The 15,847-nt window shown below is 66.0% G+C and carries 13 protein-coding genes and 1 pseudogene; 4 read left to right on the top strand and 10 right to left on the bottom strand.

All coding sequences use genetic code 11. From position 1 onward, the window contains the following. Positions 1-1,128, bottom strand: coding sequence for a glutamate--cysteine ligase (locus ACQ86A_RS05100; protein WP_431279522.1), 1,128 nt, complete (start codon positions 1,126-1,128; stop codon positions 1-3). A 111-nt stretch (positions 1,129-1,239) separates the two neighbouring features. Between ACQ86A_RS05100 and ACQ86A_RS05095 the strand changes: the two genes are divergently transcribed. Then, positions 1,240-1,986, top strand: a complete 747-nt coding sequence (locus ACQ86A_RS05095; RefSeq protein WP_431279521.1) for a histidine phosphatase family protein — start codon at positions 1,240-1,242, stop codon at positions 1,984-1,986. On the opposite strand, the gene ACQ86A_RS05090 is transcribed toward ACQ86A_RS05095, so the two are convergent. The 6 genes from ACQ86A_RS05090 to ACQ86A_RS05065 form a co-directional block, all read right to left on the bottom strand. Beyond that, complete coding sequence (locus ACQ86A_RS05090) at positions 1,928-2,461, bottom strand: GNAT family N-acetyltransferase (RefSeq protein WP_431279520.1); 534 nt, start codon at positions 2,459-2,461, stop codon at positions 1,928-1,930. The genes ACQ86A_RS05095 and ACQ86A_RS05090 overlap by 59 nt on opposite strands. Continuing rightward, positions 2,458-3,171, bottom strand: coding sequence for an alpha/beta fold hydrolase (locus ACQ86A_RS05085; RefSeq protein ID WP_431279519.1), 714 nt, complete (start codon positions 3,169-3,171; stop codon positions 2,458-2,460). Before ACQ86A_RS05085 ends, ACQ86A_RS05090 begins: the two co-directional genes overlap by 4 nt. A 540-nt stretch (positions 3,172-3,711) precedes the next feature. Further along, a complete protein-coding gene (locus ACQ86A_RS05080; RefSeq protein WP_431279518.1) occupies positions 3,712-4,125 on the bottom strand; it encodes a hypothetical protein in 414 nt (137 codons plus the stop codon). A 116-nt stretch (positions 4,126-4,241) separates the two neighbouring features. Then, a complete protein-coding gene (locus tag ACQ86A_RS05075; RefSeq protein ID WP_431279517.1) occupies positions 4,242-6,095 on the bottom strand; it encodes an alpha/beta hydrolase in 1,854 nt (617 codons plus the stop codon). Between the two features lie 111 nt (positions 6,096-6,206). Next, complete coding sequence (locus tag ACQ86A_RS05070; protein ID WP_431279516.1) at positions 6,207-7,355, bottom strand: cystathionine gamma-synthase; 1,149 nt, start codon at positions 7,353-7,355, stop codon at positions 6,207-6,209. Positions 7,356-7,381: 26 nt separating this feature from the next. Then, the gene (locus ACQ86A_RS05065; protein WP_431279515.1) at positions 7,382-8,746 is read right to left on the bottom strand and encodes a cystathionine beta-synthase; all 1,365 of its coding nucleotides are present in this window, start codon (positions 8,744-8,746) and stop codon (positions 7,382-7,384) included. A gap of 48 nt (positions 8,747-8,794) precedes the next feature. Between ACQ86A_RS05065 and ACQ86A_RS05060 the strand changes: the two genes are divergently transcribed. Continuing rightward, positions 8,795-9,463: a metal-dependent transcriptional regulator gene (locus ACQ86A_RS05060; RefSeq protein ID WP_431279514.1), complete on the top strand. Its 669-nt coding sequence runs from the start codon at positions 8,795-8,797 to the stop codon at positions 9,461-9,463. Between the two features lie 7 nt (positions 9,464-9,470). On the opposite strand, the gene ACQ86A_RS05055 is transcribed toward ACQ86A_RS05060, so the two are convergent. Then, positions 9,471-10,664, bottom strand: coding sequence for a low temperature requirement protein A (locus ACQ86A_RS05055; protein ID WP_431279513.1), 1,194 nt, complete (start codon positions 10,662-10,664; stop codon positions 9,471-9,473). A gap of 34 nt (positions 10,665-10,698) precedes the next feature. Further along, positions 10,699-11,919, bottom strand: coding sequence for an Nramp family divalent metal transporter (locus tag ACQ86A_RS05050; protein ID WP_431280371.1), 1,221 nt, complete (start codon positions 11,917-11,919; stop codon positions 10,699-10,701). A 238-nt stretch (positions 11,920-12,157) separates the two neighbouring features. Between ACQ86A_RS05050 and ACQ86A_RS05045 the strand changes: the two genes are divergently transcribed. Then, positions 12,158-12,499, top strand: coding sequence for a histone-like nucleoid-structuring protein Lsr2 (locus tag ACQ86A_RS05045; protein WP_431279512.1), 342 nt, complete (start codon positions 12,158-12,160; stop codon positions 12,497-12,499). A 9-nt stretch (positions 12,500-12,508) separates the two neighbouring features. Here the strand turns inward: ACQ86A_RS05045 and ACQ86A_RS05040 are convergent. Then, positions 12,509-14,379 (bottom strand): annotated as a pseudogene (locus tag ACQ86A_RS05040) (ABC transporter ATP-binding protein). Positions 14,380-14,552: 173 nt separating this feature from the next. On the opposite strand from ACQ86A_RS05040, the gene ACQ86A_RS05035 reads away from it, so the two are divergent. Then, positions 14,553-15,821: an ABC transporter substrate-binding protein gene (locus tag ACQ86A_RS05035; protein WP_431279511.1), complete on the top strand. Its 1,269-nt coding sequence runs from the start codon at positions 14,553-14,555 to the stop codon at positions 15,819-15,821. Positions 15,822-15,847: the final 26 nt, after the last annotated feature.

Here is a 15,847-nt window from a genome sequence, read left to right as displayed (position 1 = left end):
TCAGACTAGGCGTGTTCCGCCCGCTGAGGAAGACTGTTGCGAAAGCCCGTCATCGAGGTCGGCCGACGCGTATGTCGCCGCCACCGCATCCGCCACGACGTCGCTCAACGCCTCGGCGCGAGCATACGAAGCGCGCTGAAAACCGGCTCCGCCGCCGGTGCTCAGGATGCGCTCCACACCGGTCCGCACCCGCTCGGTGTCGCCGTTGGCCGCGAGCGCGTCGTCTACGTACGCGAGCAGCGCTGCGACCGCCTGGTGCGCATCCGTCTCGCGACCGTGCACCGGATGCGGCAGACTCCCCGTCGCCCCCGTCAGCGCCGCCTGCCAACTCGCCAGCCGGAGGGCGGCCGAGGGGACGGCAACCGGACTTCCGCCGGCCCGCCACTCGTCGGCGGCCGTGTCGACGAGCGCACGCACGAGGGCCGCGAGCACGACGGTGTCGCGCGGATCGAGGCACACGTCGGCGACGCGCACCTCCAGCGTCGGTTGCTTGCGCGAGAGCCGCGCGTCGAGGTAGAGCATCCCGTGGTCAAGGATCACCCCGGTGTCCACCAGCATGTTCTCGAACGCGTCGTACGCTTCGACGGACCCGAACACATCCGTCGGCCCGGCGCTCTGCCACTGGTGCCAGGCGACGTACCGAAAGCTCGCGTATCCGGTGTCGACGCCGTGCGCGAAGGGCGAGTTCGCGCTCAGGCCGAGCAGCACCGGGAGCCAGATCCGGATGCGGTCGAGCACCGCGACGCCTTCCTCGCGCGACTCGATCGACACGTGCACGTGCAAGCCGCAGACCAAGGTTCCGGCGGTCGATCCGTACCGCGCCACCATAGCGGCATAGCGTGGCTCGTCGGTGGTGTGCGGCCGAACAGCGAGCGGCGACATCGCCAGCGCGACGGCGCGGGCGCCCAACGGCTTCGCGAGGGAGTCGGCGAGTAGTCGCCCGGCGACCACATCGGCGAGCAGCATCGCACTCGACGTCTGCGGCCGGGTCTGGGTCTCCAGCATCTCCTGCTGGATCTCGGCGTCGACCTCGGGACCACCGGTCGACGGGGGTGCGGCGGCGAGGGCCTCGGGGGCGATGGGCACCGGAATGCCTGACTCGTCCACCAGGAGAAGTTCTTCCTCCACCCCGAAAGTCCTCATATGCGAGTATCCCTCGCAAACAGGCTCCGGCAACAGAGCGTGTTTCGCGAACGGATACCGCGTCCCGCGCGGAGCACCCGGCGTAAACTCCGCCGCATGGTTGCGTCCAAGCTGATCCTCGTCCGTCACGGTGAGAGCACGGCGAACGTCGCCGCGACTGCCGCCGTGGCTGCCGGTCTCGAGACGATCGTCATGGAGGCGAGGGATGCTGACGTGTCCCTGTCACCGCTCGGCGAGCTGCAGGCTCGCACCCTCGGCCCACGTCTCTTCGCCGACCTCGACGGCGGGCTCGAGGCGGCTCGCGTCTTCAGCTCCCCGTATCGTCGCTCGGTTCAGACTGCGCGTTTCGCGTTGGGTGACGCTCTGCCGTTCGCGATCGACGAGCGCCTCCGGGATCGGGAGCTCGGCATCGTCGACTCCCTCACCGCGCGTGGCATTGCCGCTCGCCTCCCGGCAGAGGCCGAGCGTCGACGCTGGGTGGGCAAGTTCTACTACCGGCCGCCCGGAGGCGAGGCGTGGACGGATGTCGCCCTGCGCATCCGGTCGTTCTGCCGCGACGTCGACTGGACGGATCCGCGCCCGGTCGTCGTGTTCGCGCACGACGCGGTCGTCAGTCTGTTCCTCTACGTACTGCTCCACTACACGGAACAGGAGCTGAAGGAGTTTCTGCGCACTCGAGTCGTGACCAACGCATCCGTCACGATCCTCGAACATGACGGCACCGGCACCTGGGAGGTCGGCATGTTCTCCGACGACAGGCACCTTCGTGAAGCCGGTATGCCGCTCAGCGCGCCGGGCGCAGCCGCCTCTCGAGAACCTGCCCCGGCCACTCCCCCACGCTGAATTCGCCCGCGCGCACGTAGCCGCACGATTCGTAGAACCGCACGAGGTCACCGCTGCCGCCGGCGTAGCAGTCGACCCGCAGCAGGCCTGCCCCTGCTTCCTCGGCCTGATCGTCTGCGAATTCCAGCATCCGTCGCCCGATGCCTTTCGCCCGCGGATCGCGCGAGCCGATCAGAAGCCGCACGTACAGCTCGGGCTCGGTAGCGGGTGGGACGTAGTCGTTCGCCTCCCCGAGCACCAGCGCACCGCAGACTCCGATCTCAGGATGCGCGGCCACCCACGCGCCCGGCTCGGCACACCATCCGGTCACCCGGTCGATCTGCCGCTGCTGCGTCGAGAACGGCTCGGTGCCCCACTGCTGAACGTTGCCGATGCTGACGAACCAGGCGATCGCCTCGTCGAAGAGCCGGAGGATGGCGTCGGCGTCGCCCGGGTCGGCGTGCCGGATGACGACGGTGTCGCTCTCGCTGCTCACCGGTCGGTCGTCCCAGCTCCGCCCTCTGCAGTACGTCCGTCGAGAAGCGCGTCGACGATCTGCTCAGGATGCGACAGTGCGGCCAGGTGCCCACCGTCGACCTCCACGATCCCCACTCCCAACCGCTCCCGCGCAACCCTTCTTTGGAACTCGACCGGGAGGAAGCGGTCGTCGCGGCCCGCGATCACGACGAGCGGAACGTTGGGCCAGCCGTCGAACTCGACAGCCGTGTCGAAGACCTCCGGCGCGTCTTCGCCCTCGTGCGCCAGGAGCTCGTCGGTCTGCTCGTCGGTGAGCTCGACCGTGAAGTATGTCTCAAGGTCGAACCCGGCGTCGGGTTCCCGCCCGTTAGCGAGGTCGTTCGCGCGCGCCGCTTCCGCATGACCGGTCGCTTCGCCCCACTCGCCGGGCGCCTCACCGGGAACCGGAATCATGGCGTTCACGAATACGATCCGTGTCACGGGCAGCCGCGAGGCTGCGAGCGCCGCGGTGAACGCGCCCATCGACTGGGCGACGAGCGTGATGTCGCTGCTGTCACCCGCAGCGGCCACGACAGAGTCCGCGTACTCGGCCAACCCAGCATCCGGACCCACCTCGAAGTCGATCGCGACGGCATCCTCACCGCGCCTCGCCAGCTCGTCGACCACCAGATGCCAGTACCACCCGGCACCGCCGGCGCCCGGCAGAAGAAGATACTTTGTCCGTCCCATGCCCGCGACCATACGCGAGCCGACCGACACGTCAGCCCTCATGGTCCATCGTCGTCGTGCCCGCCGGAGTGATCGGCTATGCAGGGACTGACCGCGCTGAACATGGTGAATCGCTCGCCGATCATGAGGAGGACGAGCCCTTCCGGTCCGGCACCTGCCTCCCACGCGTGATCCGAAAGAACGTACTGGGGCGCCGGCAGCGAGGTCGAGTACTCGATTTCGGCGGAGTACCCGTGTTCCGCCCAGAGCCTCTGGACCCTGGCAGCTGTCGCTTTCGGAGGGCCGAGCTGCGGCAGCTCCACCCGCGCCGACGACTCGCTGTAATGGATACCGTCGCGGCCATTCGGCAGTTCGCATCGATCCCAGGCTGGGCTGAGCTCGTCCCATTCCCCGCCGAGTAGGTTTTTCGTCGCTTCATGGAGCGCGTGGACCTTCCGCTCGGCGTCACCCGTCGTTTGGACCGTAGGTCGAGAGACGCACCCCGTGAGCGCCAAAAAAGGACGACCGCGATCCCGAAGCCAACGTGCCGGTCTCTATCGATCATTCGGCCAGCGCATCGTCGGGGTCGCCCTGAACACAACGACTGTCACCACTGAAATCGGCGTAGTTCTCACCGACCGTGAACTGAAAGAGCAGCCCGTCTTTGCCGGTTCCTGCCAACCATGCTGGATCGGAGAGGATGTACCGTTTGGGAGTGAGTGTGCCGTCGAATTCTACTTTGACGTCGTGCCCGTGCTGCGCCCAAACCAGCCGAACGGCCTCTGCTACAGATTCCGGGTCAGTGAGCGGCTGCTCACGACGTTGAGCGAAAAACCGGTAGGCGTTGCCATCACTCCCATCCGGCAGTGGACAGAACTCCCAACTGCGCCCTGCTTCGTTCCATTCACCGCCGACGGAATCACGGGTCGCCCCGTAGAGCGCATCCACTTCCTGCTTGGCTTCCGTCGGCGTCATGCGTGATCCCAACTCTCGTGTTGTAGGCGGGTGAACAACGCTTTTGCCGCCAGTGACGGTGCAGCCGCAGAGTGCAAGGACTACGCCTACAACGACGCCAGAAGCGATGCGATGTCTCATTTTTGAGGGACCCATGGAGTTCCGTTCCGAATCATGTCGATGGCGCGATCCTGCGCCTGCAGCGCGAGCCGCTCAGCCGGAGTGTCGTGTATGGGGAGAGTTGAACCCTGTCCGATCGTGATCTTTGCCGTGTTGTAAATCGCACTCGTACCGTTGTCCAGATAGCTGTACTTGCCGGATTCACCCTTGGGGGCAAATGGTCCGTGCTGTGATATCTCATGAAGGGCACGGCCTTGCTCGTCTTCGCCCCTTTCAGAACTGAATGCGTGAGCCGCGAATGACGGTGACGTCGGATCCTGTCTCCCGCTGACGATCTGGCCTGTCGTCGCCCACGCGTCATGGTGTCCTTGCGACGCGAAGACTTGGCCCGAAGGGACAAGAAGTCGGCCTGCATCGGTGATCGAAGTAGGAATTCCCGCCGAACCCAGCAAAACCAAGTGCTCGACGCTCGACCGCTTCATGGCCAAGGCCGACACCGTTGAGCCATATGAATGTCCAACGACCGACAAGTCGACGGGTCCGACGCTCACTGAGTGAACGGCTCTGACCCCGTTGATCGCGGCCGACAGGCGCCGAGCACCGACTTCGGCAAGTTGGTCATGTGCCACACCCCAGGCGTCGTCCGCACTCGGAGGTGAATAGTCGAGCCATGCCAAGACAGCGGTCTTCGATGAGTTTCCACCCGCGAGTCTCGTTTGAATCCGCCAGAGCGTATATGCCGCGTCGCTGTAGGCGCGGATATCCCCAGCGACATTCGTCCCCATCCCGGGCACGAGGTACGTGATCCTCCTTGCCTTGTCGAGGTCCCCGCGAGAGATCGCCGCCTTCGGGTCGGGTTCGAGCGAGAGCGAGACCAGTTGTCTGGGAGGCGACTCCAGCATCCCTCTGCCGAGTGCGCGCTTCACCGCCTCCAGGGCTTTGATGCGGTCACCGTTCGCGTGCGGGTCTCCGTACGCTTTCGCCAACGATTGCTCTAGGAAGACAGTGTTCGCCCGATCGCGAGCCCAGAAGGCGACCCCGTTGAGGTTCCCCAGAATCGCCGGGATACCTGCGATGAGTGCGGCCTGCGCGACCGACGCCATCCGCTTGCCCGGCGCGTCCATCCTGGTCCACCAGGCTGCGACGACGCGAGGATCGGTCTGTGCCAGCTGATCCGCGAGCTCTGGGCGCACTGTGAGAAGCACCCTGAGATCCGTTGCAGACAATCCGCGAAGCATCTTGAGAAGCGCAGCCGGTGCGGCGGCGCGCACTGCGGTGTCCGTGAACGTCGAGAGCCGGCCAAGGACTGTCGGCCCCGACAGAGCCTCCGCGCATACGCGATCGACCTGATTCCGCCAGCGCACCAACTCGTCCCACTGCGCTTCGATCTGGTTGAGGCTCGACATGCGCGAGCTGATGCTCTCTTCGATCCGCGCGCGCTGCCTCAGGATCTCGGCGGTGCGTTCATCCCTGCTCGCCGCAGCCTCGTTCAAAAGCACACGGTCGTTGCGGCCGTGCGCAACGGTCAGCCTTCGCTTGTCTGCTTCCAAGTCTGCGCGAGCATGCGATCGCTGCGATTCCAATGCCGCCTGGCGGTCTTTGATCTGCTGCACCTGACCCGCATAGGCCTGAAGCGCATTCGCCTGAGCGTCCAGACCATTCGCCAACAGCAACAGCTCTGGCGTGACCGACTCAATCGCCGACGTGAATGATTCTTGTGCTTTTCCGCGCCAGGCCGAACCCGCGACAGACGCCGCCGATAAATTCACCGTCGCGTAAACCTGGCGCAGCGATTCGGCCTTAGCCGATCGCGCTCGAGCTAGCGCGACGATTCCTGGCGGCTCGCCCGCCCCAGGGTTGTGTACGTTCACCAATCGCGGCTCCCCCAACCGAATGTGAAATGTTGCACATGAGTGCACACGTCACGCTACCGAGGAGGAGACCGCTCCTTCAACAGCTGGAGCCGGTGATATCCCGGTGTTCTACCGGGCGAGCGCCTGCCGAACGTCGGCGATGAGGTCGGCCTCGTCTTCGATGCCGACTGAGAGCCGGATGATGTTGTCCGGCACCTCGAGCTCCGTGCCGCGCACCGAGGCGTGGGTCATCTCGGCGGGGTAGCCGATCAGCGACTCGACGCCGCCCAGCGACTCGGCCAGCTGGAACACCTCGGTCGACTCGGCGAACTTACGCGCCGCGGCTGCACCTCCGGCGACCGCCACCGAGAGCATCCCGCCGAAACCGCTCATCTGACGCGCGGCGAGCTCATGGCCCGGGTGGGTCGGCAGGCCCGGGTAGTAGACAGCCTCGATCGCGGGGTGCCCGACCAGGCTCTCGGCGATCGCCTGCGCGTTCGCGCTGTGCTTCTGCATCCGGACCGCGAGTGTCTTGATGCCACGAGTGGTCAGCCAGGCGTCCATCGGGGCCGAGATCGCACCGGCCGCGAACTGGATGAACTGCACCTTGTCGGCGAGCTCGTCGTCGTTGATCACAAGAGCGCCTCCAATCACGTCGGAGTGGCCGCCCAGGTACTTGGTGGTCGAGTGGACGATCACATCGGCGCCGAGCGCCAACGGGTTCTGCAGCGCGGGCGACGCGAAGGTGTTATCGACCACCACGAGCGCGCCGACGGCGTGACCGAGCTCGGCCAGAGCGGCGATGTCGCTGATCTTCATCAGCGGGTTGCTGGGGGTCTCGATCCAGAGCACCCGGCTGCGGTCGGTCGAGAGCGCCGAACGCACCGCGTCGAGATCGGTCAAGTCGACCGTGGTGTTCCGGATGCCCCACGCGCCATGAACGCGGTTGATCAGCCGGTGGGTTCCGCCGTATACGTCGTTGCCCAGCACGACGTGGTCGCCGGGCTCGAGAACTGCCCGAAGCAACGCATCCTCGGCCGCGAGCCCCGAAGCGAACGAGAGCGCCCGCTTGCCGCCCTCGAGGGAGGCGAGCAACGTCTCCAGCGACGTGCGGGTCGGGTTGCCGCCACGGCTGTACTCGTAGCCGCCGCGCAGGCCGCCGACCCCATCCTGAACGAAGGTCGAGGTCTGGTAGATCGGGGGGATGATCGCGCCCGTCGTCGGGTCGAACTCCTGGCCGACGTGGATGGCGCGCGTAGCGAAGGCGTGGTCTGTCATGGGGTGCTTTCTGGTCTGCGGGTCAGCTATTCGCTGAGGAAGTTGAGGAGGTCCTGCCGCGTGAGCACGGAGACGGGCTTGCCGTCCTCGGTCACGAGAAGCGCGTTCGCTGTCGCGAGGGCCGTTCGCGCGGCGCTCACGGGCTCGTTCACGCCGATGAGCGCGAGCGGTTCCCCGAGGAAGGCGCCGACATTGTCGGTCATCTGCGCGCGACCGCCGAAGACGGCGTCGACGAGTGACGCCTCGTCGAGAGCTCCGACGACCTCACCCATCACCACGGGAGGCTCGGCGTTCAGAACCGGCAGCTGGGAGACCCCGTACTTGTTCATGATCTGGATCGCGTCGCGAACCGTGTCCGACGGATGCGCGTGCACCAGGTCGGGCAGGTCCCTGCTCTTCGTGCGGATGATGTCGTGCACCGTCGCCTCGTCGGGCACATCGCTGAAGCCGTAAGAGCGCATCCACTTGTCATTGAAGATCTTCGCCAGGTAGCCGCGCCCGCTGTCAGGCAGGATGACCACCACGATGTCGTCGGCCGTGAGGCCCTCAGCCGCGCGAAGCGCCGCGACAACGGCCATTCCGCTGGAGCCGCCGACGAGGATGCCCTCCTCGCGGGCCAGCCGCCGGGTCATCGCGAACGAGTCGGCGTCGGAGACGGGGATGACCTCGTCGACCACGCTCGGGTCGTACGCGGTCGGCCAGAAGTCTTCGCCGACACCCTCGACGAGATACGGACGCCCCGTGCCGCCCGAGTAGACGGATCCTTCGGGGTCGGCTCCGATGATGCGCACGCGACCCTCAGACGCCTCCTTGAGGAAGCGTCCGGTGCCGCTGATCGTGCCGCCCGTTCCGACACCGGCGACGAGGTGCGTGATGCGGTGGTCGGTGTCGCGCCAGATCTCCGGACCCGTGGTCTCGTAGTGGCTCAGCGGACCGTTCGGGTTGGCGTACTGGTTGGGCTTGAATGCGCCGGGGATCTCACCGACCAGCCTGTCGGAGACGCTGTAATAGGAGTCGGGGTGATCCGGCGGCACGGATGTTGGGGTCACCACGATCTCGGCGCCGTACGCCGTGAGCACGTTGCGCTTGTCTTCGCCCACTTTGTCTGGCAGCACGAACACGCACTTGTAGCCGCGCTGCTGAGCGACGAGGGCGAGGCCCACTCCGGTATTCCCACTGGTCGGCTCGACGATGGTGCCGCCCGGCTTCAGCAGTCCGTCACGCTCGGCCGCATCGATGATGCGGGTGGCGATCCGGTCTTTCGAAGATCCTCCGGGGTTCAGGTACTCGAGTTTGACGAGCACCGTCGCCGCGATCCCGTCGACAACCTTGTTGAGCTTGACGAGCGGGGTGTTGCCGACCAAGTCGATGATGGTCTCTGCATATTCCACGCGACCAACCGTAACAGTCTGCACGGAGGCCGCCCATAGAATTACGACATGCCCGTGTCCGAACTCTCGACCGTCGCACAGGACTACCTGAAGGTGATCTGGTCGGCGACGGAATGGTCGGAGGATCCGATCACGGTCAAGCAGCTCGCCGAGCGGATGGGCGTTCGTGCGGCAACGGTCTCCGACAGCATCCGGCGTCTCGTCGACCAGGGGATGCTAGCCCACGAACCCTACGGCGGCATCGAGTTGACCGATGCCGGCCGCCGCCACGCTGTGATGATGGTGCGTCGCCACCGCCTGATCGAGACCTTCCTCGTCGACGAACTCGGCTACGGCTGGGATGAAGTGCACGACGAGGCCGAGGTGCTCGAGCACGCTGTATCCGACGCCCTGATCGACCGGATCGACCGCCGGCTGGGCTACCCGTCGCGCGATCCGCACGGCGACCCCATCCCGAGCGCCGACGGCACTACGCACCTCCCGGATGCGGTCCCGCTCGTCAGCGCGGAGCCCGGCACGGTGCTCCTCGTCTCGCGCATCTCGGACGCCGACCCCGCCGTGCTGCGGTACTTGGCGGAGCGCGGAATCCGGCCCGACACATCCCTCACCATGGATGAGCATCGCGAGTTCGCCGGCGACGTCACGGTGCGAGTCGGCGACACCGAGGTCGTTCTCGGCGCCACCGCCGCCGCGGCGGTCTGGGTCTCGGCCGCCTGATCCAGCCTCAGGCAGCGGCGACGGCGCGCGCGGCCCGGGCACGACGGCGGGCGGCAATCTCGCTCCAGGCGACCACGAAGGCCAGAATCGCGACCGCGCAGATCGTGGTGACCAGAGCCGGCACCACCAACCCCACGAAGACGAGCACGATCGGCAGCCCGACCGCCGGAACCGCCCAACTCAGCACGTGCGGCCAGGTGTCTCCGTAGCGGCGCGAGATCACGGCGTTCGTGAAATAGAACAGTGCGATGCCGCCGCCGAACGAGATCGCCGAAGCGACCGGCAACACGTCGTCCGGATGCGCGATCGCGATCGACAGCGCACCGGAGATGACGGTCACTCCCGCGACCAGCAGGAACGGGAGGAATCCCACCGTGTCCCGGATGGTGCGCAGATCGCCTCTTTCGAGGAGCACCTCGAGCCCGTTCTGCATCGCATCCACCCCGTAGATGAAGAACGACCAGGCTAGGCACGACGCGACCACAAGACCGAGCGCTGCCGTGATCCCTGCCGCCACGGTCCACGCGGCGTCGAGAGCCGCCGCCGTCGACAGCACTGACTCGCCCAGCACGATGATCACCAGCAGCCCGAACCGTTCCGACAGGTGCTCGACGTTCAGTCGCCTCAGGATGCCCGCCGCCCACCGCGGTCCGCTCGCGACCAGCAGCACCACCTCGAGAACGATCGCGACCGTCCAGAGCACGAAGTCGACCGGATGAGGCAGCCAGATCGAGACGAGCCACAGCACTGCCGTCGCACCGTTGTAGACGAGGATCCGGATGCGCGACGCCGCACCGAGGCGCCACGACTGCCGGATCCACAGCCCGAGAAGTACGAAGCGGAGCAGAGCGTTGCCGGCTGCGAACAGCCACGCGCGTTCGGTGACAGCCTCGGGGGCAGCGACGGCGATCGCTCCGACGGCGAACATCGAGGCGAGCATCACGAGCGACAGTTGCCGCCGCGAGAGCTCGGGCATCACGTTCACCGCGAACGTGAGGTTCACCCACGACCACCAGACCGACGCGAAGAGGGCGAAGAATAAAGCGAGCGAACCCAGCGTCGGCTCTACGTGCAGCCCGTGCGCCAACTGCCCGACCAGCGCCACGAAGATCAGGTCGAAGAACAGCTCCATCCAGTGAACGCGCGACGGATCCCGATCCGTCGACGCCACGGTGACCTGCGGAGTGCTCTCGTCGCTCACGGTCCCGAACCTAGTGCGTCACCGCCACGCGGGGCTATCCGAACCAGCGACCGATCGTCAGAACCACGAGCGCCGCGTTGAGCGCGACCACGAGGGTGGCGATGACGATGCCGAGAACGCGGACGCGCATCCCGTCGACGCGCTCGCCCATCACCTCACGCGAGCCGGTGAGCCGGAGCAGCGGGATCATCGCGAACGGGATGCCGAGGCTCAGGAACACCTGGCTGACCACGAGCGCCCAGGTCGGCTCGACGCCGACGGCGAGAATGACGATGGCCGGGATGAGCGTGATGACCCGCCGGGTGAGCAAGGGGATGCGCACCTTCAGCAGCCCCGCCATGATCGTCGCCCCCGCGTAGCTCCCGACCGACGTGGATGCGAGGCCGGAGGCGAGGAGTCCGATGGCGAAGATCACACCGATCACGGGACCCAGGGCCGACGTGATGGCCGCGTGCGCACCCGCGATGGTGTCGGTGCCATCGACGCCGTTGAGCGACGCCGCGGCAAGAAGCAGCATTGCGATGTTCACCGCTCCCGCGAGCACGAGCGCCGCGATGACGTCGACCTTGGTGGCTCGTAGCAGGCGGGTGACGACGGCCGGGCTCTCGTTCGTGCCGTGACGGTCCCGCGCGAGCGCCGAATGCAGATAGATCGCGTGCGGCATCACCGTGGCCCCGAGCATGCTGGCTGCGAGAAGAACAGTCGGTGCGCCGTCGAACCGCGGCACCAGACCGCCCGCCGCCGCGCCCCAATCGACCGGGCTGACGAAGAGTCCCGCCAGAAAGCCGATCGCGATGACGCCGAGCAGCCCGAGGATCACCATCTCGAACGGCCGTTGGCCCCGACGCGACTGGATGCTCAGGATGCCGATCGAGACCGCTCCGACGATGAGGCCGCCGAGCGGGAGCGGGAGTCCGAAGAGCAGGTTCAGAGCGATCGCTCCGCCGATGACCTCGGCCAGGTCGGTCGCGGCCGCGACGAGCTCCGCCTGCACCCAGAATGCGCGCCGAGTTCCTTTACCGAGCCGCGTGCCGAGCAGTTCAGGGAGACTCGAACCGGTCACGATTCCGAGCTTCGCCGACTGGTATTGGATGAACACGGCTATCGCGTTCGCGGCCACGAGAACCCAGACGAGCAGATATCCGTACTGCGCGCCGGCGGTGAGGTTGGCCGCGACATTGCCCGGGTCGACGTATGCGATCGCGGCGACAAAGGCCGGCCCCAGCAGAAAGAACAAGCGCGCGGGCACGCGGATCTTCTGCTGCTGAACCCCGCGACCATCGGCTCACCCGTCCCTAACCAAATTGTTAGCTCACCCTAACACTTGGATGGCCCGGGCGTCCGCTCCCTGGTGCAGCAATAAGAGTGTCGGCGCTAATGGTTAGTTAAATGAATGCAAACAATACAGAGATAAACAAAAGGTGAATTGCATTAGATTCATTGCGAACGCAGTCAGCGCACGAATGAATGACGAATCCGCGAGGAGTACCGAAATGGCACAGAAAGTGATCTACCAGCTGGTCGACGATCTCGACCAGAGCCCCCTCGCAGACGGAGAAGGGGAGACGATCGTCTTCGGGCTGGACGGCGTCGACTACGAGATCGATCTCTCGGCCGAGCATGCGACGGAGCTGCGCGACGCGCTCGAGGCCTTCGTCGCAGCCGCCCGCCCACGGGCCCGGCGCTCGGGTGGCGGCAGCGTGCGCCGCGCATCCCCGGTGAAACGAGACCTCGAGTCCGTTCGCGCGTGGGCGAACGACAACGGCTTCAAGGTGTCGACGCGCGGGCGTATCCCTGCTGCCGTGTCCGAGGCGTATCACGCAGCCAACGGCTGAGCGCCGGGCTCACTCGTCGAGCAGAGCCGTCTCCGTCTGCTCGCGGTAGAGCCGTGAATAGACGCCGCCCAGGTCGAGCAGATCGCGGTGGCTTCCCCGCTCGACCACTTTGCCGTGGTCGATCACGAAGATGACATCGGCGGCGACGATGGTCGACAGACGGTGCGCGATGGCGATCGTGGTACGTCCGCGCGACGCGGTGTCGAGCGCCACCTGCACGACCCGCTCCGAGATCGAGTCGAGTGCGCTCGTCGCCTCGTCGAGGATGAGCACCTCGGGGTTCTTCAACAGCACCCGGGCGATGGCGATGCGCTGCTTCTCTCCGCCAGAGAGCCGGTAGCCCCGCTCCCCACGATCGTGTCGTAGCCGTCGGGGAATCCGGCGATGGTGTCATGGATGTTCGCCGCCCGCGTCGCGGACTCGACCTCCTCCTGAGTGGCATCCGGCTTCGCGTACCGCAGGTTCTCGCCGATGGTCGCGTGGAAGAGGTAGGTCTCCTGGCTGACCACACCGATGTGCGACACCAGGGAATCCTGCTGGAGCTCGCGCAGGTCGGTGTCGCCGAATACGATCCGCCCGCCGGTCGCATCATAGAAGCGCGGGATGAGGTACGACACTGTGGTCTTGCCCGCCCCCGACGGACCGACGAACGCCGCGAACTCGCCCGGTTCGATCACGAACGAGACGTCGTCGAGGGTGTTCCGCTCCTCGGGGCGCGCATCCGGATACCGGAAGATGACGTGATCGAACTCGATCCGGCCGAGGTCGCGGCTCGGATCGACCGGCACGGCTTCCGGAGCGTCAGCAATGGCGGGCTTCAGGTCGAGATACTCGAAGATGCGCGCGAACAATGCTCCCGAGGTCTGCAGGTCGAGCGCGACGCGCATCAGGCCGAGCAGCGGGAACAGCAGCCGGGCCTGCACCGTGGTGAAGGCGACGATGGTGCCGGCGGTGATGCCCGTCGCGCCGCCGAGCACGAGCCATCCTGAGACCAGGTAGACGATCGCCGGGATGGACGAGAGAAAAATGTTGACCATCGCGAAGAACCACTGGCCGCTCATCGACTGCGACACCTGCAGCCGGATCTGGTTCTGGTTCTCGTCGGAGTAGCGGCCGACCTCGGTGGCTTGACGGTTGAAGCTCTTCGACAACAGGATGCCCGACACGCTCAGCGTCTCCTGCGTGATCGCGGTCATGTCCGACAGCGACTCCTGCGTCTTGGTCGCGATGCGCGCCCGCACCTGACCGACCCGGCGCTGTGCGATCACCAGGATCGGCATCAGCACCACGGCGACGACCGTCAGCTGCCAGTTCAGCAGCAGCATCGCCACGAATGCCGCGATCACCGTCACGGTGTTGCCCAGGATGCTCGAGATCGTGTTCGTGAGCACGTTCGCCACGCCCCCGACATCGTTCTGCAGCCTCGACTGGATGATGCCCGTCTTCGTCTTGGTGAAGAAGCTCAGCTCCATCGACTGCAGGTGCGAGAACAGCCGGACGCGCAGCGCGCCCATCACCTTGTTGCCGACGGATGCGGTCAGATACGTCTGCCAGACCCCGAGAAGCGCAGAACTGACGTACACGACGATCATCAGCACGACGATCTCTATCAGCACTGGCATGTTCGGAGAACCCGACTCGGGGAAGAGGCCGTCGTCGAACGCGCGCTGGGTGAGCAGCGGAGGAATGACCGACAGCGCTGCGCCGATGAGCACCAGGACGATGGTCATCGCGATGGCCGGTTTGTGCGCGGCGAAGAGCTCCCCGATCCGGCGCAACAAGTGCGGGATCTTCGGCGCGGTGGCGTTCAAAGCCTTCTGCGCTTCGGCGTCGCCCCCGCTCACCCGACCGCGGCCTCCGCCCCCGCCCGCTCCGCGCATCCCGCTCATGAGTTCAGCGTAACCCCGGCGGGGGACACCCTCGACCGGCGCATCCCGAGACGAAACCGTGATGCAAGCGCTTGACGTAAACGCTTGCACAAGTCGCGATGCACAGGTACGTTGGCGGCGGGCGCAACAGCGCGCCTGCACCAAGAAGCTCAACGAGGAGTGAAATGAAAGCAGCACGTCTCTCCGTGATAGCCGGAGTCGCTGTCGTCGGCCTCGCATTGGCGGGATGTACCGGCGGAGGATCAGGAAGCGGAAGCTCGGATGCGAGCACCACCTCCAAGGGTCCGATCACCTACGTTCAGGGCAAGGACAACTCGAACGTCGTCCGTCCGCTGATCGACAAATGGAACAAGGCCCACCCGGACGAGAAGGTCACGTTCAAGGAACAGTCCGACCAGGCCGACCAGCAGCACGACGACCTCGTGCAGCACTTCCAGGCCAAGGACTCCAACTACGACGTCGTCGACGTCGACGTGGTGTGGACCGGTGAGTTCGCCGCGAAGGGCTGGCTGCAGCCGCTGACGGGCGACTTCAAGATGGACAACTCGGCGCTCCTGGCCCCGACGGTCAAGTCCGGTACATACAACGGCACGCAGTACGCCGCCCCGCAGACCTCTGACGGCGGCATCCTCTACTACCGCAAGGACCTTGTGCCCGACCCGCCGAAGACCTGGGACGACATGCTCAAGGACTGCGCCATCGCGAAGACCAACAACATCGGTTGCTACGCGGGACAGTTCGCGAAATACGAGGGCCTCACGGTGAACGTCGCCGAGGCGATCAACACTGACGGCGGAACCATCGTCGGTGACGACGGCAAGACCGTCACGGTCGACAGCGACAAGGCCAACAAGGGCCTCACCCGCCTGGTCGACGGCTTCAAGGACGGCACCATCCCCGCCGAAGCCATCACCTATCAGGAGGAGCAGGGGCGCCAGTCGTTCGAGGCGGGCAAGCTGCTGTTCCTGCGCAACTGGCCGTACGTCTACAACCTGGCCAAGACCGACGGAAGCTCGACGGTCAAGGACACGTTCGGCGTCGCGCCGCTGCCCGGTGTCACCGGTCCCGGCGTCTCGAGCCTGGGCGGACACAACGCCGCGATCAGCGTCTACTCGAAGCACAAGGCAACCGCCTTCGCCTTCCTGAAGTTCCTGCAGACCGAAGAGACCCAGAAGTTCTTCGTGACCCAGGGCTCGCTGGCTCCGGTCGTCGCCTCGCTCTACGACGACGCCGACCTGAACACGCAGCTGCCTTACCTGTCGACCCTGAAGACGTCGATCGAGAACGCGGTTCCGCGTCCCGTGTCGCCGTTCTACCCGGCGATCACCAAGGCGGTCCAGGACAACTCGTACGCCGCTCTGAAGGGCGACAAGACGGTTGACCAGGCGCTGAAGGACATGGCTGCGGCCATCAAGACGGCGAGCGCCGGCTAACAAGACGGATGCGGTCACCAGGCGGC

This window comes from Leifsonia poae (assembly GCF_050632195.1).
GTDB classification, from domain to species: Bacteria; Actinomycetota; Actinomycetes; order Actinomycetales; family Microbacteriaceae; genus Leifsonia; species Leifsonia poae_C.
This window is presented reverse-complemented; position numbering and strand designations above follow the sequence as displayed.

Excerpts from the sequence above, each read along its gene's own strand:
- ACQ86A_RS05080 (WP_431279518.1), bottom strand. The coding sequence starts at position 4,125 with ATGACGCCGACGGAAGCCAAGCAGGAAGTGGATGCGCTCTACGGGGCG.
- ACQ86A_RS05060 (WP_431279514.1), top strand. The coding sequence starts at position 8,795 with ATGCCCGTGTCCGAACTCTCGACCGTCGCACAGGACTACCTGAAGGTG.
- ACQ86A_RS05085 (WP_431279519.1), bottom strand. The coding sequence starts at position 3,171 with ATGGGACGGACAAAGTATCTTCTTCTGCCGGGCGCCGGCGGTGCCGGG.
- ACQ86A_RS05095 (WP_431279521.1), top strand. The coding sequence starts at position 1,240 with ATGGTTGCGTCCAAGCTGATCCTCGTCCGTCACGGTGAGAGCACGGCG.
- ACQ86A_RS05035 (WP_431279511.1), top strand. The coding sequence starts at position 14,553 with ATGAAAGCAGCACGTCTCTCCGTGATAGCCGGAGTCGCTGTCGTCGGC.
- ACQ86A_RS05045 (WP_431279512.1), top strand. The coding sequence starts at position 12,158 with ATGGCACAGAAAGTGATCTACCAGCTGGTCGACGATCTCGACCAGAGC.
- ACQ86A_RS05070 (WP_431279516.1), bottom strand. The coding sequence starts at position 7,355 with ATGACAGACCACGCCTTCGCTACGCGCGCCATCCACGTCGGCCAGGAG.